Source organism: Treponema primitia (assembly GCF_046533075.1).
GTDB classification, from domain to species: Bacteria; Spirochaetota; Spirochaetia; order Treponematales; family Breznakiellaceae; genus Termitinema; species Termitinema primitia_B.
Window position 1 is genome coordinate 1 of the sequence record NZ_JAJQRB010000008.1, and the last position, 23,247, is coordinate 23,247.

Below are 23,247 nucleotides of genomic sequence, written 5' to 3' on the forward strand. Positions count from 1 at the left end.
TGCGAACATTACCAGCGGGAACATGGGCGAGAACATACGGAACGATATTGCCTGGAGCAAACAATGGACTGCCCGTTTGGAGGAGGCCGAGAAGGTCTACGCGGACAATGTGAAGGGACCCACTCCCTACTATCTGGTGTATGATTTCAATATTCAGCAGGGAGCGGTCGATTATAAAAACGAAACCGTAACTATCAGTGGAGTTACCGTTGATCTGGTGCCGGTTGCGGCCTGGTTTAACGCATCTGCAAGCGTGGTGAATGTGGTCAATGTGGTGCGGCAGGGCTTATTGGCGACCGGGAGGGCCGAGACCTGGGGGCTGAACTGGCCCCGCAACAGCGTGGGTCGAAACTATCCCTTCGGCGGCCAGAGCGAGAGCTTTACGGTGGTGGTAGAACTGGTGAACCAGGACGGCACAACCATCGGGAGCGAGCGGGTTACCGTGGAGGGCGGCTGGAATCTGCGGTGGAAAGATAATGACAAAGCTCTCTGGGGACTCATTCCCCGCATACAAGGCTCCCGAAGCCTGTCCTTTCAGCGGGTGAACGCCAACCTGATTACTCCCCAGTTGACTATCCGGATAGCAAGCATCGACGGGGTGAATGCGGAAACCGCGTCAAAAACCAAGGCCATCAATATTCTGCGGGAAGCGGAATATGCGCAGCTGCCGGAGGTTAGGGCGGGAACAGACAGCCGGAGTGTTGCCCGCCTGATGCCGGATATTGAAATAAGCCCCTCCGGAGAAATTACCAAGTATAAAGGCGCCGGCGGAAATGTTGTTATACCCGCCAGTATCTTTGGGATTCCGGTTACTGCGATTGGTGCCGAAGCTTTTACGAAAAGAATTTATACAGGACCTAATAATTTTCAATATCAGTCAGTAGAATTAACCAGCATAACCCTTCCTAACGGCCTTACCCGTATTGGAGATTCTGCGTTTTTTGCCACTCATTTGGCTGGCATCGCTATCCCCAACAGTGTTACCGAGATTGCTAAACACGCGCTTGGTGGTTCTGTATTAAGCATAACCATCCCGGCTAATGTTACACTTACCGATGAAATAATATTTTATAGCAAATTTGTATCCTTTTATAACAAGAACGGGAAAAAAGCCGGAACCTATACGCGGCCCAAATCCAAATATATTATATCCACGAGGTGGACATATACGCCGTAGGGCGCCAGATACTTTAGGAGGTAAACTATGGCAAAGAAAATTTTATTGTTGGGAATGCTTGTAACAAGTTTGGCATTCGGTTTTAAGTCGGCCGCTTGTGATGAGTTAGCAAGCGATGATTCATCCCACGGCAGCTACACGATTGAGTTCAAGGTAGAATATTTCAATGGCTTTATTAACAGCGGGGCTATCACCCAGATTGAGTTTATCAATGGATCCAGCAGCGGGTCCCCGGTGCTGGCAACGGAAACGGTCAACCTTGTCTCCCGTGATTTGTCCAATGTATACCGTGTATCCGGCTTTTCTAATAAAGAAGGTGACGGCCGCATTTTTGGTGTTAGGGTTACTCTTAAAAGCGGAAAAACCCACTTTGACTGGTCAACTGCCGCTGAAGACGGAGCCAAGGTCAAGGTTCGTTTTTCCGGGCCGCTTTGGGTAATGCAGTTTTCCGGCGGAAACTGGTAACTCATCACGCCGGGTTTATGGCGCCTCTCGTAAAGGTATAATCCTGATGGTTTGACAGGAAAAGTTGATATGCTAAACTGTGAATCATGGACCATTCAGCAATCTTCGGGCCCCTTGTTTCCGCTGGTTATTCGGTAAGGCTTCATAGTTTCAGCGCCCTGGATTGCTATATGGGACTGGCCCCCCTGCCCTATACCCTGGCGGAAACCAACGCCGATATTCCGGTATTGGCACGGCTCCTGGAAGGGCTGCGTTTTCCCGGCGCGGATATCGCCGATGGCGCTGTTGATATGGACGGGCATAGCTGGTACTTCCGCTGTATCGATCCCGAGGAAATTCGTCATGCGGATTCAAATGCCCCTTCCTATACCCTGTTGTCTTTCCGTCGGGACTGGAATACCAAACGTTTTCAAGATCCCCTGGATCTATACCCCCTGCTCCGGGCGCTCCGCAGGGAACTTCCCCGGAACATCCGGGAAAACCTCCCGCAAAACAACGACAGCCCCCGTCCCGATCCCGGTAACCGGAAAGAATACAGTCTGCCGGTCCAAGAGTACCCGTCTTGGGAGGCCGGCCTTAACCCCGGGGTTGACCTCTTCCGGGCGCTCATGGACGGCGCCCTTATCCTGGCCCGGTACGGCCCCGAACAGGGCGGGCCGTCCCCGGCGAAAATGGCCCGGCTTATAGAGACCCTAGCCCCGGGATTCCCGCCGAAACCCGAGGCGCAGCGGCTCCTCCTGACGGGTATCCTGGTATCCCCCAATCCCGGCCGGGGGCTGGAACTCCTCAAGTCCGCCGGGTTCATTCGGGAATTCTGGCCGGAACTGGCTGCCCTGGACGATGTGGATCACTCCAAGGAATTCCACCCGGAAGGCAACGTATGGAAACACACCCTGGAAACCTTCCGGTACCGAAAAACTATTGTCCATAACCAATCGGCCTACGATCTCCGGCTTTCCCTGGGACTCCTGCTCCATGATGTGGGTAAGCCCCTGTCGGCATCCTCGGGAAGCCATCGTTTCAACGGCCATGCCGAACTGGGCGCCGAAGCGGCACGAAAATTTTTAGAACGCCTGGAATTCAAATCATCCCTTATCAGTGATATTTATTATCTGGTAAAAAACCACATGCTTCCCGCAGCTCTACCCCGGCTGCCCTTAATCAGAACCCAGGAAGTTTTGGAATCCCCCCTGTTCCCCACCCTGCTGGAACTCTACCGTTGTGACGAGTCATCGTCCTTCAAGGGCTTGGACGGCTACTATGAAAGCAGCGCCGCCTATCAGAGCTACCTGCGGAACCGCCGTAACCCCTACCGGTCCGCAGACGGGAAAAAGATGGGGAAACGGAGTATCCGCAGATATTAAGCGGCCTAAATCGATTCTTCTTTCGGGACCGCAAGCTGGGGTATCCACTCATAGGGAACACGGTATGCGCGATACACCATATTTAATACTCCCCCAAGGGATTCTGAATAATAGGGGTTGATATATTCCCAAACGGTCCGGTAATCCGGAGTTACCTCAAAAATACGCCCATCGGAACCTTCGGTAATCATAGTATTACCGTTGGGAAGCCGTTGTGCGGCACTGATATAGGGGCTGTAAAACCGGTAGTTATCCGCAAATCCCGCTTTGGGGGCGGTGTATTCCCAGACAATTTCCAAGGTAACCGGATTAAATTCGGTTACCCGCGAATAGTCCCGATGAACACTGTTAATGCCGTAGCGGGAAGTCCCCGCCGGTGATCCGTAACCGCCCCAACCGCCGTTATCAAAGACCAACAGATTACCTTCCCCAGGAAGTCCCCGGGGAATCATATGCAGATGATGCTGCCCGATAATCCAACCGAGTTTTTTTAATTCCGGGGTTTCGTTAAAATCAGGACCTATCCGCCAAACTATCTTCCCCGTCTTCTTGTCCGTGATAGCAAGGATATTCGCATTCCTTGCATCCCAGATAATATTATCCGGGTGGAAGCGCTGGTCCCCCGCATCGTACCATTTATTCGGTCCCAAGGTAGAAAGCGAATTAATATGAAGCCAGTCGCCTCGTCCGGTTGCAACCACCGAGGGATCCCGAAACAAAAGGTTTTTAGCCGGTTCATCAAACCCCAGTTCATCAAAATGTTCGTTTGGAAGCCATTCCCAAATAACAGCACCCTTCCAGTCAACCTCAATAAACCGATCATCCAAAAGAATTTTGTCGGATATACCGGAATTAGTAATTTCCTTGTGTACTAAAATCAGCGTATTACCACTATCGACTTTTGGTTCCAACCCCGGTGCATAATATCCAACCGGAGATCCTTCACGCTGAAAATCATGATGCTGCCGCGCAACATACCTGGGATTTGAACCGGGATCACTGATATGCTCGTTTTGCTCATATTTCCAAACTATATTTCCATCCCAATCAACCTGAAGTAAATCAAGTTGATCCTGATAGCCGTATTGGGGGGCGCGTGACCCGGAAGATCCAAATACATATCCACCGGGAAGAATTTTATTCGGAAATCCATCAAGTCCTGCCCAAAGCTGTACTTCATTGCCCCGCATATCAATCAGGAGCGCACCCTTTGCGGATGGAAAAATTGTATAACCACTCCAAGCCGTATCTGCATTATATAAAGTTGTACCGGTTGGATATATTCTTGGATGTCCCATGATTCCTCCTTATTTATCGTTGCCTGAATTCAACACACAGAAATTTGACGGCTCCTTACGGACCGCAACCGCCGCCTGAAAGGGATCATCAATCAGTTTTTCCCTGTTTGGATTAATACCTTGAATTGTAGTTACCTTCCCTCCGGGGCCAGGGGGAGCGCCGGGAACACGGAGCTTGGTGACATTCTGTGCCGGCACATCTGTTTCCACGGGTTTTTTCAACTGCGGAATCCATTCATAAGGAACACGGTACGCACGGTATACCCGGTTTTCCTTTAAACCGTTCTTAGCGGTTCTGAAATAGGGGTTAACGTATTCCCAAATAATTTTATAATTCCGGGTTATTTCAAAAATACGGCCATTTACTCCTTCGGTAATCAAGGTGTTACCATTCGGAAGCCGCTGGGCCGAGCTGATAAAGGGACTGTACAGTTTGTAGGAATCCAGGGGATGTATATACCCCGCTTCAATCGGCGTATACTGCCACTCGATCTTTTGAGTAAGCGGGTTAAATTCCAAGATCCGTGAATAATCTCTCCGCTGATTTGCCGTACCATGGATCGACACATCCCGGGGCGCCCCATATCCGGCCCATCCGCCGTTGTCGAATACCAGAAAATTTCCTTCCCCCGGAAGCCCCTGGGGTATCAGGTGAAAATGATGGGGGCCAATAATCCATCCAAGTTCGGTCTTGCTGAAATCCGGCCCTATACGGTATACAATCTTGCCGGTTTTTTTATCGATAATCCCAAGAATATTCGCATTCCGGGCGCTCCAAATGATATTATCAGGATGAAACCGTTCGTCCCCCGCATCATACCATTTGTTTTTTCCCAGGGTAGAAATACTGTTGATGGCAAGCCAGAACCCATGTCCGCCATGGGCTAATTCATCGGAGGGCAGACGGTAAATTACGTTTTTTGCCGCCTCATCAAAGCCCAGCTCCTCAAAGTGATCGCTGGCGTTCCATTGCCAAAGAATTTTTCCATCCCAGCTTACTTCAATAATTTTACTGTCCAACAGCGTCTTCCCGGAAACATGGGGGTTATTAACTTCATTATTCACAATAAGAAGCGTATTCCCTCCCTCTGTTTTCGGCTCCGCTCCGGGCGAAAAATAACCGGTGGGCGACCCTTCACGCTGATAATCATGATTCTGCCGTGCTGCCCACCTTGGAGCCTGGCCTGGATCGGATATATACTCCAGGCGGTCAAATTTCCAAACCGTATTCCCATCCCAGTCTTTCTGGACTAAGTCCAGGTTGTCAAAGGGATGGGCCTCCGGGTCCCGTGATCCCGTACTGCCTAACACATACCCGCCGGGAAGTATTTTATTCGGATTTCCCCCAAGACCTTCCCAAAGGTGTACTTCCCGTCCGTTCATATCAATCAGAAGAGCCCCCTTTGCGGAAGGGAAAATAGTATAACCGTTCCAGGCCGCTTTCTTGTCATAAACCGTTACCCCGGTTGGGTAAATTGTCGGATGCCCCATACTTTTTATCGCTCCTTATTTAAAATTACCCCGGCCAGGGAAGGCCTCCTGTAAGGCCGTTGTATCCACATATGTATGCAGATCATAGGGATATTTAATGATACCGCTCTGTTCCGTCCACCCATATAAGCTGCTGAGCGCATCAAAAAATCTTTGATCCAAATCAACATAGTTAACCTGACTGCGTATGGTGATAAGCGCTTGTTCAACCGGAGTAGCAGTACGTTTGTTAACAATTTCCGCCGCCCGTTGAGGGTCCTTCTCTATGAGATCATAGACCTCCTGAACCACTTTTACATATTTTACCACCGCACTATGATGTTCCTTAAGAAACTTGTCTGTTGTAAGCGCTATATTCAGCGTAGGCGCACCCACTGGGGTAAGATCGGTAATCGGATGTACTCCATCAATCTTATTAAGTGACTCGGCGGGACGGGCGTTTGCCCACATTGCCACCGCAGCTCCACTCTGAATAAGGGCCACACCTTCCATGGTACTCTCCACCGGAAGGAAATTAATTTTACTACTGTCAACCCCGGTTGCGGCATAGGTCTTGGCATGCCAATACTCAATCACGGTACCAAGCTGGGTAACCACCGATTTCCCCGGTAAATCCGCAGGGCTGTTAATTCCGGCGCCCCGGCCATAGAGTTTCCATGAATCAAAACGTCCTTCCCCTAAACCTGAAAAAATCCGTAAAATCGTATTTGGCGAACCACCTAAACGGTTGATCATTGCAAAATCCGCTGCGTACCCTATATCCATCTGTCCAACAGTTACCGCATCAACCGTATTAATACCTACCGCAAAGGACGCCACATCGGTTTTGAGACCATATTTGGCAAATAGCCCCTCCTCATTTCCGATTTCTGCGATGTACGCAGAGATCGTATCGGCCATTACCCCAAGCCGAATCGTTTCAAGTACGGGTACATTACCCTGTCCTCCGGCCGCCTCTTTTTTACTGCACCCGGTAAATAAAACCAGCGCTGCCGCAAAAATACTTAATGTCTTGCAAGCGATAATTTTGAACTTTTCTACTCTTTCTTTCATTTCTGTACTCCTATTAATTGTACTTTATTTTCGATCGGTAACACCGAATCTTTTTAAGACTGTTCTTCCGAAATAACGCAACAACCGGTCTGAAAAATAACCGGTTAACCCCAGGGTCAGGATACCGACAAAAATCCAATCGGTTCTAAAATACAAACGGGATGTATAAATCAGGTAGCCAATGCCTTTTTGAGCCGCCAACATTTCTGCAGCAACAATAGAAATAATCGCGCCGCTTAAACCAAGCCTCACGCCGGTAAAAATATGGGGTACCGATGCAGGAACCGTAACGGTAAAGAATATCTGGCCGGCGCTGGCCCCCTGAGACTGCGCTACCTGGATCATTACCGGGCTGATGCTTGACACCCCGGCAATGGTATTAATGATAACGGGAAACATGGTGGCGTATATAATGATGGCGATTTTTGATTCTTCCCCGACACCGAGCCACATTAAAAACAGGGTTAAAAACCCTATTGCCGGTATAAAACGGAAAAAATTAATAAAGGGCTCAAGGATACGTCTGACTATACGGAATTGTCCGATTAAAAGCCCGATAGGGACGGCGGTCACTATCCCTAAGGCCCACCCGGTAAAAATCCGCATAAAACTAATTCCCATATACTGAAACAAGACCCCGTTTACTACAATTTCCTTTCCGCCCCGCAGGGTTGTAAGCGGACCGGGTAAAAATTCAGTACCGTTAATCAGCGCAGCAATCCCCCAGATCAAAACTAAAAGCGCCCAAGTCACCAGGCCCTTGTTCAGTAAAAAATCAAAAATTTGGGCCGCCAGCTTTTTCATATCCATCCTTTTATCCAGTCTAGATTGTGTATTCAACATCAAACAACGTTTGAATTTGTTGAATAATATCTGCCGTATTTCGTTCCGACAGATCCCTTGGGTACAAAAAAGGTAATTCAATTGTTTTCATAATTTTTGCATTTGGCGCACGGGACAAAATACTGATCCTCTGTCCAAGGTACACCGCCTCATGAATATCATGGGTAACAAAAAGGATGGTTTTACGGGTTTCCGTCCATATATTTATCAACTCGTTCTGCATTAACCTTCTCGTCTGGGCATCCAGCGCACCGAAGGGTTCATCCATGATAAGTATCTTTGGATTATTCGCCATGCTTCGGGCAATTTGTACCCGCTGTTTCATACCGCCGGATAATTCATGGGGATATTTTTTTTCGTGTCCATCCAGACCAACAAGGCTGATGCAGCGCCTGACCGTTTCGTTCCGTTCAGAAACCGGGACTTTTCTAATTCGTAACCCATATTCCACATTTTTCCAAACCGTAATCCACGGGAAAATAGCGGAATCGGCATTTTGAAAAACAACCCCACGGTCAACTCCGGGCTTTTTTACCTCCCTGTTGTCAACCAGTACCCGGCCGGATGTCTTTTCCACAAAACCGGCGATAATATTCAATAATGTCGATTTACCGCATCCGCTCCAGCCGAGAAATACATGGAATTCCCCCTGCTGAATATTGAGGCTGATATCATCAAGCACATAACCGGCTTTTTCTTCACCGGTCTTTATTAATCCCTTGCCCCCCGCAGACTGGGCATAGCTTTTTGATAAATGATCAATACAAATAATGGCTTCATCTTCCATATCAACCAGCCTTTGTTAAAAAGTCCTCATCGCTTATGTCTTTTATCATATACTATAAAGCAGATATATTTAATAGGATAATGAATTATTTGTCAATAACCTTTAGAAAAAACATTAAAAATTTCATCTTTACCTCCCAATTGACAAGACACTTTAAATCAATATAGCCTAGAACACCTAGTATATTAATAAGTGAACTAAAATCCTAATATATCGCGGAGGTAATAATGGCGGAAGTTGATTACGCCACCCTAAAAAAGGGTGGTTTTATGCGGCAAGTTCAGAAGGATCAGTTTTCCATGCGCCTTAAAGTAATAGGCGGACAACTCAAATCGGAACATCTGCAAAAAATTAGCGAGATCGCAGAAAAATACGGCAAAGGCTATATTCACCTGACCAGCCGTCAAGGGGTGGAGATTCCATTCATCGCTCTAAAGGATATTGAGGAGGTAAAGAAGGAACTCGCCGCCGCGGGGGTTAGTATCGGCGTCTGCGGGCCCCGGGTACGGACCGTTACCGCCTGCCAGGGCTCGACCATCTGCCCCTCCGGCGCAATTGAAACCACCGACCTTGCGGAGGAACTGGACGCCCGGTATTTTGGCCGGGAGCTGCCCCATAAATTCAAGATAGGTATCACGGGCTGTAAAAACAACTGCCTCAAGGCGGAGGAAAACGATCTGGGTATTAAGGGGGGTATCTCCCCTCAATGGAACAAACAGGGCTGTACCTACTGCGGGGTCTGCGAAGCGGTATGTCCTACAAATGTAGTAAAGGTTGATAAGAATAAACAGGACCTCGCCTTTACCGATTCCGGCTGCGTCTACTGCGGCAAATGCGTTAAGAGTTGCCCCACCGGCGCATGGGAGGGAAAAAACGGCTACTTCCTTGCCTTCGGGGGTATGTTCGGCAACGAAATAAAGGAGGGACTCCATCTCCTGCCCCTGCTCTTTGACAAGGAACAGGTTTTTAAAGCGGTGGACACCACGGTTCAGTTCTACCAGAAAAACGGTAAGGGCGGAGAACGGCTGGGACGAACCCTTATCCGGGTTGGAACTACGGAATTAAAAAAAGAACTTGAGACGGCGGTGCAATATTCTTAAACCGTTTCGTTTACGCGGTCAGCATGCGATTATTTGCTGCGCTATTCTCTGGAGTACCAGCGGACTTTTCATCAAGCTGGTTAATTGGCATCCCATAGTTATAGCCGGAATGCGGAGCCTTACGGCAGCTGTTTTTATGCTGATCGTCCGCGGTTTTTTCCCTCCAAAAAAATCCCAAAAAAATCCCCCGGGTCTGCTCTGGGCCGGGGCCTTGGTCTATTCCTTTACCATGCTTGCCTTTGTTACTGCGAATAAACTTACGGCGTCGGCAAACGCCATAGTGCTCCATTACAGCGCCCCCATTTGGGCAGCCTTACTGGGATGGTTCCTTATCAAGGAAAAACCCCGGCGGGAACATTGGGGAGCCCTGGTGATGATCCTTGGGGGGCTTTTCCTGCTTTTTAAGGACGGGCTAAAAAGCGGCAATTTGTTAGGGGATGTAATCGCCATGTTTTCCGGTATCTTTTTCGGCGCCCATTCGGTGGTACTTAGGATGATGAAGGACGGGAACCCCCGGGATTCTATGATTCTCGGCCATGGAATTAATTTTATTATAGCCATCCCCTTTCTCTTTCTCTTTCCCCCCGATGTAAACCCCGGCTCGGTTCTCCCCATTCTTTTCTTGGGGATCTTTCAGATCGGCTGCGCTTCTTTGTTGTTTGCCTATGGCACCAGCCGGATCAGTGCAATTCAGGTTATGATCATCACCATGATAGAACCGGTGTTAAGCCCTCTCTGGGTATTCTTAGCCATAGGGGAAAAACCATCCTCTTCGACGCTTATCGGCGGACTTATCATTATTGTTGCTGTGGCCGGATCGTCAATCATCGGAAAGCGGCGGGAATTGTCCGTCCGCCAAACCCTATCTTGAAAAAGATCGCCATAAAACTTAGAATACCGAAAGGCTTAATACAGTATAATTTGGAGGTACAATGAGCGATACCCAACATATAGACGCCCGGGTGGACATCACCACGGTGGTATGCCCGGTAACCTTTGTTAAAACAAAGGTGGCCCTGGAAGAACTGGATGACGGCCAGGTGCTGGAAGTCCGGCTCAATGATGGCGAACCCATTCAGAACGTACCCCGCAGCCTCAAGGACGAAGGACACCGGGTAACCAATGTTACTAAAACTGAGGACGGAACCTGGCTTCTCACGGTAGTGAAGGGCGGGCTGTCCGCTTAACGGAGTAATCATGGCTTTTACGGATGAACAACTGGAGCGGTATTCCCGCCACATTATTTTAAAGGAAGTCGGCGTCAAGGGACAAAAAAAGCTCATGGCAGGAAAGGTCCTGATCATCGGCGCCGGCGGCCTTGGAGCGCCTGCGGCAATGTACCTGGCCGCGGCCGGGGTGGGAACCATTGGCATTGCCGACGCCGACTCGGTGGATCTTTCCAACCTTCAGCGGCAGATCATTCATTCAACTCCGGACGTGGGGAAACACAAGGTCATCTCCGCAAAGGAAACCATGAACGCCATGAACCCCGATGTGGAGGTGGTGACCTACCGGGAATGGATCAACTCCACCAATATTACCGACATTATCAAAGACCGGGACTACGATTTTATCATCGACGGGACCGACAACTTCCCGGTAAAGTTCCTAATCAACGATGCCTGCGTTATGCTGGGCAAGCCCTTCTCCCATGCGGGGATTATCCGCTTCCAGGGCCAGCTTATGACCTACATACCCGGCAAAGGCCCCTGCTACCGCTGTGTATTCAAAGAGCCGCCTCCGCCCGATGCGGTCCCTACCTGCCGTCAAGCGGGGGTTATCGGCGTCATGGGAGGAGTCATCGGAACCCTCCAGGCCACGGAAGCCCTGAAGTACCTCATGGGCCTGGATGGCCTTCTTAACGGCTATCTTTTAACCTACAACGCCATGACCATGGAATTCCGTAAGATCAAGCTTGCCCCCAATCATGACTGCCAAGTCTGCGGGGAGCATCCTACCATCACCACGCTGATCGATTACGAACAGGCGGTGTGCGATCTGAAGGAATACCATAACAACTGACCATCAAGATAAGGGATCTAAGAAGCCAGTATCGAGACCCTTCAGAAAACGTTCCTTTTCCTCCCGTAGTTCTGCATTGTTCCGCAGAACTGCGCTTGCATAGTCTTCCAGAAGAAAATACGCGCCCGATATTCCGGCGTAGGTCTTATGAAGCAAAACCTGATCCCCGTTCGGGGCCGAAATCGTAAGGTGAGGGATTTTAAGACGCTTCGATACACCGGCTTCCAGGACACTGCCCAGGACCATCTCCACATCGGCGTCGCTGAGGATCTGATCAATCTCCGCACTGTCATCGGTCTTAAAAACTTCTCCTGCCAATCCTTCAGGAATCGCGGGACGGCTGTCTTCTTTACCATGGGTATATACATCGGTCAGCACCGCCGTATGGATCACCGCGCCCAGGGAATGTTCCAGAAAGGGACCTATCCGTTTTACGGCGCTGATATCTCCCACCAATGCGATGTTTTTCTGCAGAGTTTCCCCAAAATACACGTCCGTTATGGATTTGAGGTAATACCGGTATTGTTCTTCTTCCCGCTCCAGAAAAGCAGCAGCCCCCGTCTCATCGGTTTTAAGCGCCAATGAAAGTTGTTTATAAAAATCTGCTGTTCCTTCAATTCCCAGCGGCAGGCTTTCAAAGACCGTATAGGGAATGCCGTATTGCTCTTTCAACTGCTCCGCTGCGGCAAGCCCCCAATGGGAAAATACCAGGCTATGTTCCGCCCGGGCGCTCCGTTCCAGTTCAGCCACACCGTCCCGGGGACCGAAAAAAATATTGGCCTCCAATCCTACGGCTTCCAAAAGACGGCGGATTTCCCGGAGGTCCCCTTTGTAAAAAATATCCGTCTTAGGCAGTATCCCCAGGACATTGACCAAGCCCGGTATTTTTTCAGTTGATATTTTTTTTACCGTCGGTATCTGACGGATTAGGCTCTTCATAAGATTGGCGTGGCCCCAGTGGCTGCCCCCCTTAAATCCTGCGGAAAAATAAAAAATTACCGGTAGTGCAATATCAATGGCCTCTTTGGTTATGGCCGCCAGATCGTCTCCCACCATGGCGGCTTCACAGCTTCCCAGGATGATATATAATGAACCGTCAATTACCTTAACTGCATTTTTGAGTTCTTCCCGCAGACGGGATGCTCCGCCGAAGACTATCTGCTTTTCAATGACTTCGGTGGCGGGAATCTCCGGCCCATAGAGACTTCCGCCCGCCAGAAAACTCGCCCTGTCCGCCAGATAATGCTGATACACACAGCCGGCATTGGCATGGACAACAGCGACCGCACCGGAAATTTCTTCCAGGGACTGCAAGGCGCCGTGCAGATCGCACCCATGACGGGAATTCTTCAGTACCTCATGCATGATTACTTTACCTCAAATTTGACATACCAATTTCCACTCCGCTTAAGCCATGATTCAGAATAAGAGGCTCCCGAATTTTGACCCAGTAAAGAAGCATGGTTATTATTCGCCATCGGCTTCAAAGCCCGCTTTACCACTTCGCCGATTCCCCGGTACCCATAATAAGTAATCCCGTCAAGCGGAAGAGGGTGCACACCAAACCGGGCTGCCGCTACTGCAGTTTCGGATCTTCCTATATAAAAGTCCGCCGGATACTTGTTCAGAACATTGACAATTTCAAACTGTTGCCCATGGGCCACTATAAAAGGGACGGTTCTGGACAGTATCGAAAGATCTTTTAATTTACCTGCATTCTGAATATCCAGATGGGGAATTACAATACCGGATACTTCTCCCCCCAGTTCTTCAACCAGAGAGGAAAAGCTCACTACCCGGTGCAAATCCATCTCCAACAGAATCCGCTTTCCCGCAAATGGTTTTTTACTGCGCCGGCCGCCAATTTTCTGTTCTTCGTTTTTTATCAACGATTCCGCCTGTTCGCTTCGGTCAAAACGGGCGGCAATTTTTTTAACAAAATCGTAGACCGCTGCGGTTCCTATAGGCGGATTTGTTTTTACTGCGGGAACTCCATACTGTTCTTCAAGTCCAAGCATAATATATTCATTTTCCGCGTCATCCAGCGAAACACTGCAAAGGGCCCCGGAAGCGCTGCATATCCCCTTCACACCGGAAAACTGCGGAATAATATTGCAAGGAATATCCAGGGCCAGGAGCAATTCCACGATGGCAGCCACATTGTCGGGACTTTCCGATACGGTAAAAAGATTAAGAAAAGGCCTAACCGGATTTTGCCTTGGTTCCACCAGATGTTTCAGGAATGCATGGAATACCACATCATAGCCGGAAATGGCGTTTTTAGTTTTAAAGCCGTTTACGTCTATATAAATAATTTTACATCCCAGCTCATCTCCAAGCTCAATGACCACCGAATCCACATCATCATTATTGATTGCGATTATGGGAGTCCCGATGATAAAAATTGTTTCCGGATGATTTTCGTTATAAGCCCGCAGGATAGCGGCCCGCAGTTTTTCATCACCACCAAGAATAGTATCGCTTTCATTCAGGTTGGTAGTATACCAGGAATGATTTCCGCCTGAATTAAACCATACCCCCGATGCCGCGCAACCCAGAGCGCCGTGAATAATCACCACCGCATCATGGATGCCGCTTACCGCCTGCAGGGCGTATACTATTTCACCGGGAGAACTCTGGGATAAAGTACGGACCCGGGGCTGAAGTTCTTTCCCCGAACTGTCTTCCAAAATGGACGCCAAGGTTCCATGATAATGGCTGAGCGCACCGTTTCGTTTCTCTCTGGTTAATGCCTTTCTGGTATCAAGTAATGCCATTGGTTTTCCTTAAATCGCTTCTCTACTGCCTGCGACTACCCCTTCTTCCAGTTTAAAAACCTTATCGCCCCAATCCTTGGCCCAGGAACGCAGCTCGGTGGTAGCCAAAGGGTTGGGTATCATCAAATCCTCATTCTCCGCTACGGACTTGGCCAATTTGCGGTATAACTTGGCGTGTTCCGATTCGGGACTGGCTTCAATCACTGTTTTTCCATAGAGCTCGCTCTGGGAAACAACCAGCGATCGAGGAATATAGCCCGTCACTTTTGTGCCGGTCTTTTGGGCAAAGTCATCGATAATGTTCTGGGAGTATCCCGCCGAAAGACCGTTCCCAATAATACCCCCCAGCTTTGCTCCCCCCGAAGGGGCATATTTACTGATGGCCTTAAAAAGATTATTGGCGGCATAAATTGCCATGAAGTCCGAAGAGCTGACCACATAGGCCCGGTCGGTAATCCCGTCCCGGATGGGTACCGCAAATCCGCCGCATACAACATCGCCTAGTACATCATACAGTACATAATCGGGTTTGAACTCATCAAAAAGGTGCAATTCCTGCAGCAAGGTTACTGCGGCATTGATCCCCCGGCCGGCGCAGCCAACCCCCGGTACCGGGCCGCCTGATTCTATACAGAGTACTCCGCCGAATCCAAGGCGGGAAATATCGTCCAAATGGACCTTGCTGCCGTCCCGCATACTGTCCAGTACGGTGGGCAGATATTCATTCCCCCGCAGGACATTGGTGGAATCGCTTTTTGGATCACAACCAATCTGTATTACTTTGAAACCCGCCTCAGCCAATGCGGCGCTGATGTTCGAGGTAGTGGTTGATTTTCCAATACCACCTTTGCCATAAATGGCAATGTGCTTTCCTTCTTGATTACCCATGATCTAATCCTCAAATTTTATTCTTTACATTATTAATTACATATTATTACTAGGAATTATATCCTTTGTCAACCCCTTTTTACAAAAATCTCCTTAATTTAAGGAAGTGAGTCTATAACTATCCGGGTTATTATCTCATTCCGGATAAAATCCCTTTTTTCCCTTTCCTCTCTGAAGTCGTTTCCGTAAATTGATTTTCCTCCAATAGAGTTATCGGAAACAAAAAAAACTGCCCCGGCCTTTATGTCACAGACCTCAGCGGTCCGGAACAGCAGGGCGGTTTCCATTTCGATACTGTCGCACCCCAGGTTAATAATTTCCTCCAAATGAGCGAATTCGGCAAATATATTATCCACACTGAAGGTTCTGGTTTTATGCCACCCAATTTTATACTCCTCGCAGACTTTTCTCGCAGCGGCGTTAATCCTTTCGAATATCTCCGGATGGGGATAATATTTTAGGCCGAAACAATCGTTATCCTTAACCTTTTTCTTGGTTATATACCGGCTCGCTCCGTCCCCGGCGACCGAATATTCCGGTATCAAAATATCTCCAACCTGTTGATTCTCCACCATCCCCCCGGCGGTACCGATAAAAATAATATTTTTGCAGGGAGTACAGCTCAAGGCGAAGACCGCATGGGCAACCGCCGGAGATCCCGGGCCGGTACGTATAAAGGTTACTTTTTTGCCTTCCAGTACCAATTCATCCACCTTGCGTATAATACCCTCCGTCTGGGGAGTTATTGATTCCGCCCAGGGAGCAAAAATATCCGAATCCCACATCGGCGCCAGGATAACCCTCTCACTGATAAGCTCCGGCTCGCACTTGAAGGCAAGACGGCAAATATTCTCAGGTGTGCCGCCAAACCGGGTAATTCCCGCAAGTAGATGCTGGTAAACCAAAGCATTTTTTCCGACAGTTTCTTTTGACATGGTAAAATCCTTTTAAAAATTATTTCTCGTTTTATACACAATATTACTATAAAAACACGCTTCACTCGAACCTATGGGGAAAATGTTTTTTCAACAACGCAAAAAGCTCTTCTTCAAAATCCCCATGACCATCGGCCTCCTCAAAGCTATTCAGGTTTTCCAGCACTATCCCCCCGCCGGCGGCATCATAACCGTCGACAATAACGAACCGGCCCAAAACGGGATTATCGAAAAAGGTGGAAACCGCAACCGGATGAGAGAGGCTCAGGATAACGCTGCCACAGTCGTTACGGCGAAGTTCGCTATATTTTTTCCGATCACCTTCTCCAAGGAAACTTTCTATCTTTTCAAGCCGGGCATTCACCTTTGCGCTCCCCAGCTTTAACAGGTAGGATTTGTTAAACGTAAAAGGCCGGGTTCCAAGCCAAATTAGATTAGCCCGAATCCGTTCGGTCGTCTCCACCGGGACCTTCTCGGCAGATTTGACCATCACCTCCCCCCGCTTTACGTAAATTTCTGCTTCCAGGGTAAACCCCGCCGCCTCGGCAGTAATGGCCCTGGTCTTCGCCGGCGCGTTCCAGACCTCAATATTTTTGATACGCGCTTCCTTGCGGGAGGGCAAAAAACGTACCGAATCCCCTACACTGATTTCCCCACTTACAATGGTACCGGCGTAAATCCGCCGGTTATCATTTTCATTACTGAACCGATACACATCCTGAATAGGCATGGCAAAAAAGGAATCTTCGTTGGAAGGGAGGTTACGAAAACTGTCGAGAATTTCCAGAATCGTTTTCCCGGTATACCAGGGCATCTCCGGCGCAAGCTCGGTAATATTTTTTCCCTCCCGGGCGCTCACCGGCACAAAGGCCAGGGGCTTTACCTTAAGAGTTTCCAGGTAGGATTCATATTCCTTTTTAATATCCTCAAAGACCTGCCGGTCATAGTTTTTGGCATCAAGCTTATTCACCGCTACCAAAACCTGGGATATCCCCAGGAGGGAGAGCAGCAGACCGTGGCGTTTTGAATTTTCCGCCACCCCTTCAACGGCATCTATCACCAAAACTGCCGCTACTGCCCGGGAAGCGCCGCTCAGCATGTTCCGTAAAAATTCGATATGCCCCGGGGCATCAATGATGATATACTCTCTAACTTTGCTCTTAAAAAATATCCTGGCGCTATCTATAGTAATGCCCTGTTTCTGCTCATCCTCCAGGGCGTCCAAGAGAAAAGCGTATTCAAAAACCCGGCCATTCTTTTTACATGAATCCTTTACGGCCTGTAATTTACCCTCCGGTAAAGACTGGGTATCCGCCAGGAGCCGTCCTACCAGGGTACTCTTGCCATGATCCACATGACCGGTAATAACGATGTCCATCCGATCCCGGTTGGCAGTTCCCGCCGCCGTTGTTACAGCCATCACATGTAGCCCTCTTTCCGCAGGGTCTCCAGGGTACCGCCGCCATCTATGTCCTGCGCCCGGCCGGACCGCTCAGCGATATTACGGAATTTACCACTGATCAGTTCCTCGATAATTTCCTTGGGATTATGGGCATCCGAATCCACCGGACTGGTGCAGGGATAACATCCCAGAGAACGGTAGCGTTTGCCATTACCCTGATTGTAGTAAACAGAAATGGTGGGGATCTTTTCTTTTTCGATATATTCCCATACATTAAGCTCGGTCCAGTCCAAAAGAGGGTGAACCCGCACATGGGTCTTGGGGGCAAATTCGGTTTTATATAGGTTCCACAATTCCGGGGGCTGGGCGCTGGCATCCCATTCGCTCTTTTCGTCCCTGGCGGAAAATACCCGCTCCTTGGAACGGCTCCCCTCTTCGTCACTGCGTACCCCCACAATTACCGCATTGTAGGGTTCGGCGGTTTCAGCCTCTTCCCATACATCCCTATTGGGGTCGTAGACCCGCCGGGCGCCGATACCGTCCAGGGTTTGCCTGAGGGGTATGGTTTTCAGTTCCTTGCAGCAAGTGATCCGATCCAGACCGTCCACAAAGGTACGTTTTTCCGCCAGGGCTTTTTTGTTTTGTCCCACCACAAGCCGCAGTTTCAGTTCCTTTGCCAGGGCGTCCCGGTAGGTGATCATCTCGGGGATCTTATAGTTAGTATCGATGTGGATCAGCTCAAAGGGTATATGACCAAAAAAAGCTTTTTTGGCGAGCCATAACAGTACCGTACTGTCCTTGCCGATGGACCAGAGCATACCGATATTCTTGAAAGATTTATAAGCCTCCCGGATAATAAAAATGCTCTGGGATTCCAACCTATCCAGCTTAGTCAATCTGTTTTCTTCACTCACGATGTTTTCCTCTTATTGTTATGCAGACCGCATTCCTTATGATCCGGGTTTTCCCACCACCATCTACCGGCCCGTATATCCTCCCCTTCCTGTACCGCCCGGGTACAGGGAGCGCAGCCTATACTTTTAAAGCCCTGACTATACAGGGGGTTTAGGGGTATCCGATGTTCTTCTATATAGGCGGCCAGGTCTTCATCGCTCCAGGCAGCCAGGGGGTTTATTTTGATAAGCCCATTCTGTTCATCGTATTCCAAAACTTGAAGACCCGTCCGGGTAACCGACTGGGCGGCCCGAAGGCCTGTGATCCAGGCGCTTTTACCTGCAAGGACTTTACCCAGGACATCCACCTTTCTTACCCTGCAGCACAGCCGCCGTTTCTCCGGGCTTTCCCGCATACCCCATTCGCCAAGCTCTTCTTCCAGCTTTTTTATCGCATCCCCGTCGGGGCGGTACCTTTTAATAGGAACCTTAAAAAACTTTTCCGCTTCCTCGTGGTACGAAAGGGTTTCGGGAAATAGTTTTTCTGTATCCAGGGTAAAGACTTCCAAGCCCCCGGAAGCGAATTCCGGAACGGACTGTAATATCAGGTGTAATACGACAGCGTCCTCCGCCTGATGGCTGAACGCAAGCGCCATGGGTCCCCTGATCTTGTCAAGTATAGATGTCAGTACCTGATTAGATAGCGTAGTCACTCCAAACTTCATCCTTTGAGTATATTTTAGCGCCCGAAAAAATAATATACACCGTATCCCGGTTTTCTTTTTTTATAAGATTCCACTGTTTCTTTTCGATATCCGCTTCAATTTCCTTATCCCCCACCAGGGTTTTGAGGTTCACCCGTACCCTGCCGCCAAGAATTCTGTGGGTTAAGATTTTGGCCTCAATACCCCGTTTATCCCCATCCAAGAGGTCAATAGAAACATCCTGGGGCCGGACAAAAAAAGAAACTTCCGTATCCTGGCCTTCGTCTTCCCGTGTTTCAAGGTTTATGATTCCCTTATCCAACCGGGCGTGGAACAGATTTACATTACCCAGAAAACCATATACAAAGGGATTCGCCGGATGGTCATACACATCCTCGGGAGATCCGACCTGCTCAACCTTCCCCTTGTTCAGAATAACAATATTATCCGAAACTTCCAAAGCCTCTTCCTGGTCATGGGTAACAAACACACTGGTAATGTGTATCTCATCGTGGAGGAACCGGAGCCACCGCCGCAGTTCCTGCCGTACCTTGGCGTCCAGGGCGCCGAAGGGTTCATCCAGAAGCAGCACCCGGGGCTCAATAGCCAAAGCCCGGGCGAGGGCAACCCGCTGTTTCTGTCCGCCACTTAACTCCGAAGGCAGCCTGTTCGCCAGGGATTCCAGCTGAACCAGGGAAAGCAGTTTAAAGACCTTGTCGCGGATCTCCGCCTTTGTGGGCCGTAAGTTTCGGGGACGAATCCGTAGTCCAAAGGCGATATTCTCAAAGACGCTCATGTGCTTAAACAGGGCGTAGTGCTGAAAAACAAAGCCCACCTTTCTATCCTTGGTCTGCTTATTGGTAGAATCCTCACCGAATAAACCGATAGTCCCCGCATCGGGGGTTTCAAGGCCGGCGATGATTCGCAGTAATGTTGTTTTTCCCGACCCCGATGGTCCCAGGAGGGCGGTAATCTCCCCGGTGGGAATGGAAAGGTTAACGTTCTCCAGGGCGGTAAAATCCCCAAATTTTTTATGTATCCCGGCGATTTCTATACTCATAAGGCGCTTCCTTAAACTTCAGCGGATTTCCGCTGCTCCGCAATAAAATGTTCAATAATTGTCTTGGCAATAAGTGTTACCAGGGCAAGGAGGGTTAAAAGAGAGGCCACCGCAAAAGCGGCCCGGAACAAATATTCCCCGTAGAGGATATCAATGTAAAGCGGCATAGTGGTAGTTACCCCCCGGATAAGCCCGGAGACTACCGCCACCGCGCCGAATTCACCCATGGCCCGGGCATTGGTCAGGACCACCCCGTAAAGGAGCCCCCACTTAATATTGGGAAGGGTGATTCTGAAAAAGGTTTGCAGACCATTGGCCCCCAGAGTCATGGCCGCCTCCTCATCATCCTTGCCCATCTCCTGCATCAGGGGGATCAGTTCCCGGGCCACAAAGGGGAAGGTGACAAAGGCGGTGGCGATAAAAATACCCGGAACTGCGAAAACAATTTTAACATTATGGGCCATAAGCCAATGTCCAAACCAGCCAAAGGATCCAAAGAGAAAAATAAAAAGCAGTCCCGCAATAACCGGAGAAATGGCAAAGGGTATCTCAATGAGGGTAATAAGAATGTTTTTACCCTTAAAATTAAATTTAGTAATAGCCCAGGCAAGCAAAACCCCAAAAAAGGTATTTATCGGAACGCAAACTAAGGCAGTAACCAGGGTGAGCCGTATGGCCGCAAAAATATCCGGGTTACTCAGCGCCTTAAAATAGGCGCCCACCCCAGAATCAAAGGCCTGGATAAAAATTGAAATGAGAGGAATAAAAATAAACACTCCCATAAATGCTATAGTAAAAATTAACAATACCGGCTTTATCCAAAGGGGTTCACTGTTGATTCGGTTCAATTAATTTTCCTCCTCCGCGCAAAACCCTGCAAGAGGTTAATTAACAGTAAAAGTACAAAGGCACAAACCAACATGGTTACACCTATGGCGCTTGCCCCCCGGTAATCAAACTGTAATAGTTTTTTTACTATTAATAAAGGAACGATTTCCGTTTCATAGGGCATGTTGCTGGAGATGAATATAATGGAACCATATTCTCCCAGCCCCCGGGCAAAAGCCAGGGCAAACCCCGTAAGGAGGGCGGGAAAAACAGCTGGAAAAAGAACCCTGAAAAATATCTGGTAGAAATTTGCCCCCAGGCTGCTGGCGGCTTCTTCCAGTTCCTTGTCCAGTTCCTGTATAACCGGCTGTACGGTCCGTACCACAAAGGGCAGTCCGATAAATATCAGGGCTATCACGATTCCCGCTCTGGAATAGGCGATCTCAATACCGAATTTATGCAAAAAGGTTCCAATAATCCCGTTACGGGAAAAGATCGTGGCCAGGGAAATACCTGCCACCGAAGTGGGAATGGCAAAAGGCAGATCGATCAAGGCATCGAGGATACGCTTACCAAAAAAACTATACCGGGTTAAAACCCAGGCCAGGATAAGGCCAAAGAAAAAATTAAAAATTGCCGCATAAAAGGTTGATGAAAAGGAAATTTTAAAGGCTGCAATAACCCGCTCATCGGAGATAAGTAACCAAAAATCCTTTGGGGGTAAATGGGCCGCATACAAAATCAGGGCGCTCAGGGGAATAAAAATAAGGAGGGACATATATACCATAGAAAGTCCCAGGGTTAATCCAAACCCTGGCAGTTTTGCGGTGTTTTTTTTCTGTCCGAATAATTTTACTCCCATGACCGCCCAAATCCTTATTTTTTCTTCAGTTCTGTAAGAATAGTATCAAACTCTCCGCCATCGGAAAAATAATAATCATGCACTTTTCTCCAACCGCCGAAATATGAATCAATAGTAATAAGTTTCAGGGTGGGAAACTGATTCGAAAATTCCTGGGCTATCTTCGGGTTTGAAGGACGATAGTAGTTCCTCCCGGCTATCCGCTGGCCCTCATCGGAATACAGATAGGTCAAATATTCTTTGGCCACCTCAAGGGTTCCCCGCCGGGAAGTAACCCCGTCTACCCAGGAAACGGTGGGTTCCGCAAGGATGCTCAGGGAAGGAACCACAATTTCAAACTGCCCTTTACCAAGTTCGTTAATGGAAAGAAAAGCCTCATTTTCCCAGGCCAGGAGTACATCCCCCAAGCCCCTCTGCACGAAGGTATTGGTGGCCCCCCGGGCGCCGGAATCCAGGACCGGGACATTATTGTAAAGCTGTTTCACAAAATCCCTGGCCTGGGCATCGCCGCCGTATTTTTCTTTGGCAAAGGCGTAAGCCGCAAGGTAATTCCACTGAGCCCCGCCGGATGTCTTTGGGTCCGGGGTAATAACCTGAACACCGCTCTTTATCAAATCGTCCCAATCTTTAATATTCTTGGGGTTCCCCGCCCGTACCAGAAAAACGATGGTCGAAGTGTAGGGTGAACTGTTATTAGGCAGCCGTTCCTGCCAACCCGTATCAATAATATTAGCCTTATCCCCTATCTGCATCACATCGTAGGCCAACGCCAGGGTAACAACATCCGCTTCGTTACCTTCAATAACACTCCGGGCCTGTCCGCCGGAACCGCCATGGGACTGCCGGACGGTTACCGTAACCCCCGCTTTGTCTTTGTAATACTTCGCAAAGGCATCATTGTACTCCCGGTACAACTCACGGGTGGGATCGTAGGAAACATTGAGCAGTTCTACCGTACCCCCCTTACTTTCCGCCGATACCGGTCCGGCATCATTTTGGGCGCCCGCACTGACCCCGGTTGCCACTACAAAAAGCAGGGAAACCGCTAACGCATAGGGTACTAATTTACCAAATCCTTCTTTTTTCATTCTTTTCTCCTTTTTATATCCTACTAAACGTAGGTAATTAATAATATATTGAATTAAGAATCACCTGTCAAGTAAATTTGGAACTCTTTATTAAAAAAAATAAAATTTTTTATTTTTTTTATAAAACCCTTGACAATAGTAATTTGATCTGAATACTAAGATATATATCCGATTGGAATACTAGGATATTCCAAGAATTTGAAAAAGGAG

Annotated in this window: 23 protein-coding genes; 7 read left to right on the forward strand and 16 right to left on the reverse strand. The window is 48.8% G+C overall.

The window, feature by feature from the left end:
* The 3 genes from LQZ19_RS01415 to LQZ19_RS01425 all read left to right on the forward strand — a co-directional run.
* Positions 1–1,177, forward strand: a 1,177-nt coding sequence (locus LQZ19_RS01415) for a leucine-rich repeat protein (protein ID WP_411045846.1), incomplete at its 5' end; no start/stop codon positions are given.
* Positions 1,178–1,204: 27 nt separating this feature from the next.
* Positions 1,205–1,642 (forward strand): hypothetical protein, encoded by a 438-nt coding sequence (locus LQZ19_RS01420; RefSeq protein ID WP_411045847.1) that lies wholly within the window; start codon positions 1,205–1,207, stop codon positions 1,640–1,642.
* A gap of 86 nt (positions 1,643–1,728) precedes the next feature.
* Positions 1,729–3,006 (forward strand): HDIG domain-containing metalloprotein, encoded by a 1,278-nt coding sequence (locus LQZ19_RS01425; protein ID WP_411045848.1) that lies wholly within the window; start codon positions 1,729–1,731, stop codon positions 3,004–3,006.
* Between the two features lie 5 nt (positions 3,007–3,011).
* Here LQZ19_RS01425 and LQZ19_RS01430 read toward each other — a convergent pair whose 3' ends face one another.
* From LQZ19_RS01430 to LQZ19_RS01450, 5 genes are all read right to left on the reverse strand, one after another.
* The gene (locus tag LQZ19_RS01430) at positions 3,012–4,196 is read right to left on the reverse strand and encodes an aryl-sulfate sulfotransferase (protein ID WP_411045849.1); all 1,185 of its coding nucleotides are present in this window, start codon (positions 4,194–4,196) and stop codon (positions 3,012–3,014) included.
* A gap of 117 nt (positions 4,197–4,313) precedes the next feature.
* On the reverse strand, positions 4,314–5,795 hold the full coding sequence (locus tag LQZ19_RS01435; protein ID WP_411045850.1) for an aryl-sulfate sulfotransferase: 1,482 nt from the start codon (positions 5,793–5,795) through the stop codon (positions 4,314–4,316).
* Positions 5,796–5,810: 15 nt separating this feature from the next.
* Positions 5,811–6,848, reverse strand: a complete 1,038-nt coding sequence (locus LQZ19_RS01440) for an ABC transporter substrate-binding protein (protein ID WP_411045851.1) — start codon at positions 6,846–6,848, stop codon at positions 5,811–5,813.
* Between the two features lie 24 nt (positions 6,849–6,872).
* Positions 6,873–7,658, reverse strand: coding sequence for an ABC transporter permease (locus LQZ19_RS01445; protein ID WP_411045852.1), 786 nt, complete (start codon positions 7,656–7,658; stop codon positions 6,873–6,875).
* 13 nt (positions 7,659–7,671) lie between these two features.
* Positions 7,672–8,478, reverse strand: a complete 807-nt coding sequence (locus LQZ19_RS01450; RefSeq protein WP_411045853.1) for an ABC transporter ATP-binding protein — start codon at positions 8,476–8,478, stop codon at positions 7,672–7,674.
* A 227-nt stretch (positions 8,479–8,705) separates the two neighbouring features.
* On the opposite strand from LQZ19_RS01450, the gene LQZ19_RS01455 reads away from it, so the two are divergent.
* The 4 genes from LQZ19_RS01455 to LQZ19_RS01470 all read left to right on the forward strand — a co-directional run bounded on the left by LQZ19_RS01455 (position 8,706) and on the right by LQZ19_RS01470 (position 11,600).
* On the forward strand, positions 8,706–9,578 hold the full coding sequence (locus tag LQZ19_RS01455; protein WP_411045854.1) for a 4Fe-4S binding protein: 873 nt from the start codon (positions 8,706–8,708) through the stop codon (positions 9,576–9,578).
* On the forward strand, positions 9,553–10,449 hold the full coding sequence (locus LQZ19_RS01460) for a DMT family transporter (RefSeq protein WP_411045855.1): 897 nt from the start codon (positions 9,553–9,555) through the stop codon (positions 10,447–10,449). The genes LQZ19_RS01455 and LQZ19_RS01460 overlap by 26 nt, the downstream gene beginning before the upstream one ends.
* A gap of 61 nt (positions 10,450–10,510) precedes the next feature.
* Positions 10,511–10,765 carry a sulfurtransferase TusA family protein gene (locus tag LQZ19_RS01465; RefSeq protein ID WP_411045856.1) on the forward strand — a complete coding sequence of 85 codons (255 nt, stop codon included), beginning with the start codon at positions 10,511–10,513 and terminating at the stop codon, positions 10,763–10,765.
* Between the two features lie 10 nt (positions 10,766–10,775).
* Complete coding sequence (locus LQZ19_RS01470) at positions 10,776–11,600, forward strand: HesA/MoeB/ThiF family protein (RefSeq protein WP_411045857.1); 825 nt, start codon at positions 10,776–10,778, stop codon at positions 11,598–11,600.
* A 3-nt stretch (positions 11,601–11,603) separates the two neighbouring features.
* Here LQZ19_RS01470 and LQZ19_RS01475 read toward each other — a convergent pair whose 3' ends face one another.
* The 11 genes from LQZ19_RS01475 to LQZ19_RS01525 all read right to left on the reverse strand — a co-directional run bounded on the left by LQZ19_RS01475 (position 11,604) and on the right by LQZ19_RS01525 (position 23,037).
* A complete protein-coding gene (locus LQZ19_RS01475; RefSeq protein WP_411045858.1) occupies positions 11,604–12,965 on the reverse strand; it encodes a nitrogenase component 1 in 1,362 nt (453 codons plus the stop codon).
* Between the two features lie 2 nt (positions 12,966–12,967).
* Positions 12,968–14,377, reverse strand: a complete 1,410-nt coding sequence (locus tag LQZ19_RS01480) for a nitrogenase component 1 (protein WP_411045859.1) — start codon at positions 14,375–14,377, stop codon at positions 12,968–12,970.
* 9 nt (positions 14,378–14,386) lie between these two features.
* A complete protein-coding gene (locus tag LQZ19_RS01485; protein ID WP_411045860.1) occupies positions 14,387–15,265 on the reverse strand; it encodes a nucleotide-binding protein in 879 nt (292 codons plus the stop codon).
* Between the two features lie 98 nt (positions 15,266–15,363).
* The gene (locus tag LQZ19_RS01490) at positions 15,364–16,200 is read right to left on the reverse strand and encodes a phosphorylase family protein (RefSeq protein ID WP_411045861.1); all 837 of its coding nucleotides are present in this window, start codon (positions 16,198–16,200) and stop codon (positions 15,364–15,366) included.
* A 61-nt stretch (positions 16,201–16,261) separates the two neighbouring features.
* Complete coding sequence (locus tag LQZ19_RS01495; protein WP_411045862.1) at positions 16,262–17,620, reverse strand: sulfate adenylyltransferase subunit 1; 1,359 nt, start codon at positions 17,618–17,620, stop codon at positions 16,262–16,264.
* Positions 17,620–18,516, reverse strand: a complete 897-nt coding sequence (gene cysD / locus LQZ19_RS01500; protein WP_411045863.1) for a sulfate adenylyltransferase subunit CysD — start codon at positions 18,514–18,516, stop codon at positions 17,620–17,622. Before cysD ends, LQZ19_RS01495 begins: the two co-directional genes overlap by 1 nt.
* Positions 18,513–19,220 (reverse strand): phosphoadenylyl-sulfate reductase, encoded by a 708-nt coding sequence (locus tag LQZ19_RS01505; RefSeq protein ID WP_411045864.1) that lies wholly within the window; start codon positions 19,218–19,220, stop codon positions 18,513–18,515. The genes cysD and LQZ19_RS01505 overlap by 4 nt, the downstream gene beginning before the upstream one ends.
* Complete coding sequence (locus LQZ19_RS01510; protein WP_411045865.1) at positions 19,192–20,259, reverse strand: sulfate/molybdate ABC transporter ATP-binding protein; 1,068 nt, start codon at positions 20,257–20,259, stop codon at positions 19,192–19,194. The genes LQZ19_RS01505 and LQZ19_RS01510 overlap by 29 nt, the downstream gene beginning before the upstream one ends.
* Before the next feature lie 11 nt (positions 20,260–20,270).
* Positions 20,271–21,107, reverse strand: a complete 837-nt coding sequence (gene cysW, locus LQZ19_RS01515; RefSeq protein WP_411045866.1) for a sulfate ABC transporter permease subunit CysW — start codon at positions 21,105–21,107, stop codon at positions 20,271–20,273.
* The gene (gene cysT / locus LQZ19_RS01520; protein ID WP_411045867.1) at positions 21,104–21,949 is read right to left on the reverse strand and encodes a sulfate ABC transporter permease subunit CysT; all 846 of its coding nucleotides are present in this window, start codon (positions 21,947–21,949) and stop codon (positions 21,104–21,106) included. Before cysT ends, cysW begins: the two co-directional genes overlap by 4 nt.
* Positions 21,950–21,963: 14 nt before the next feature.
* Positions 21,964–23,037, reverse strand: coding sequence for a sulfate ABC transporter substrate-binding protein (locus tag LQZ19_RS01525; RefSeq protein ID WP_411045868.1), 1,074 nt, complete (start codon positions 23,035–23,037; stop codon positions 21,964–21,966).
* Positions 23,038–23,247: the final 210 nt, after the last annotated feature.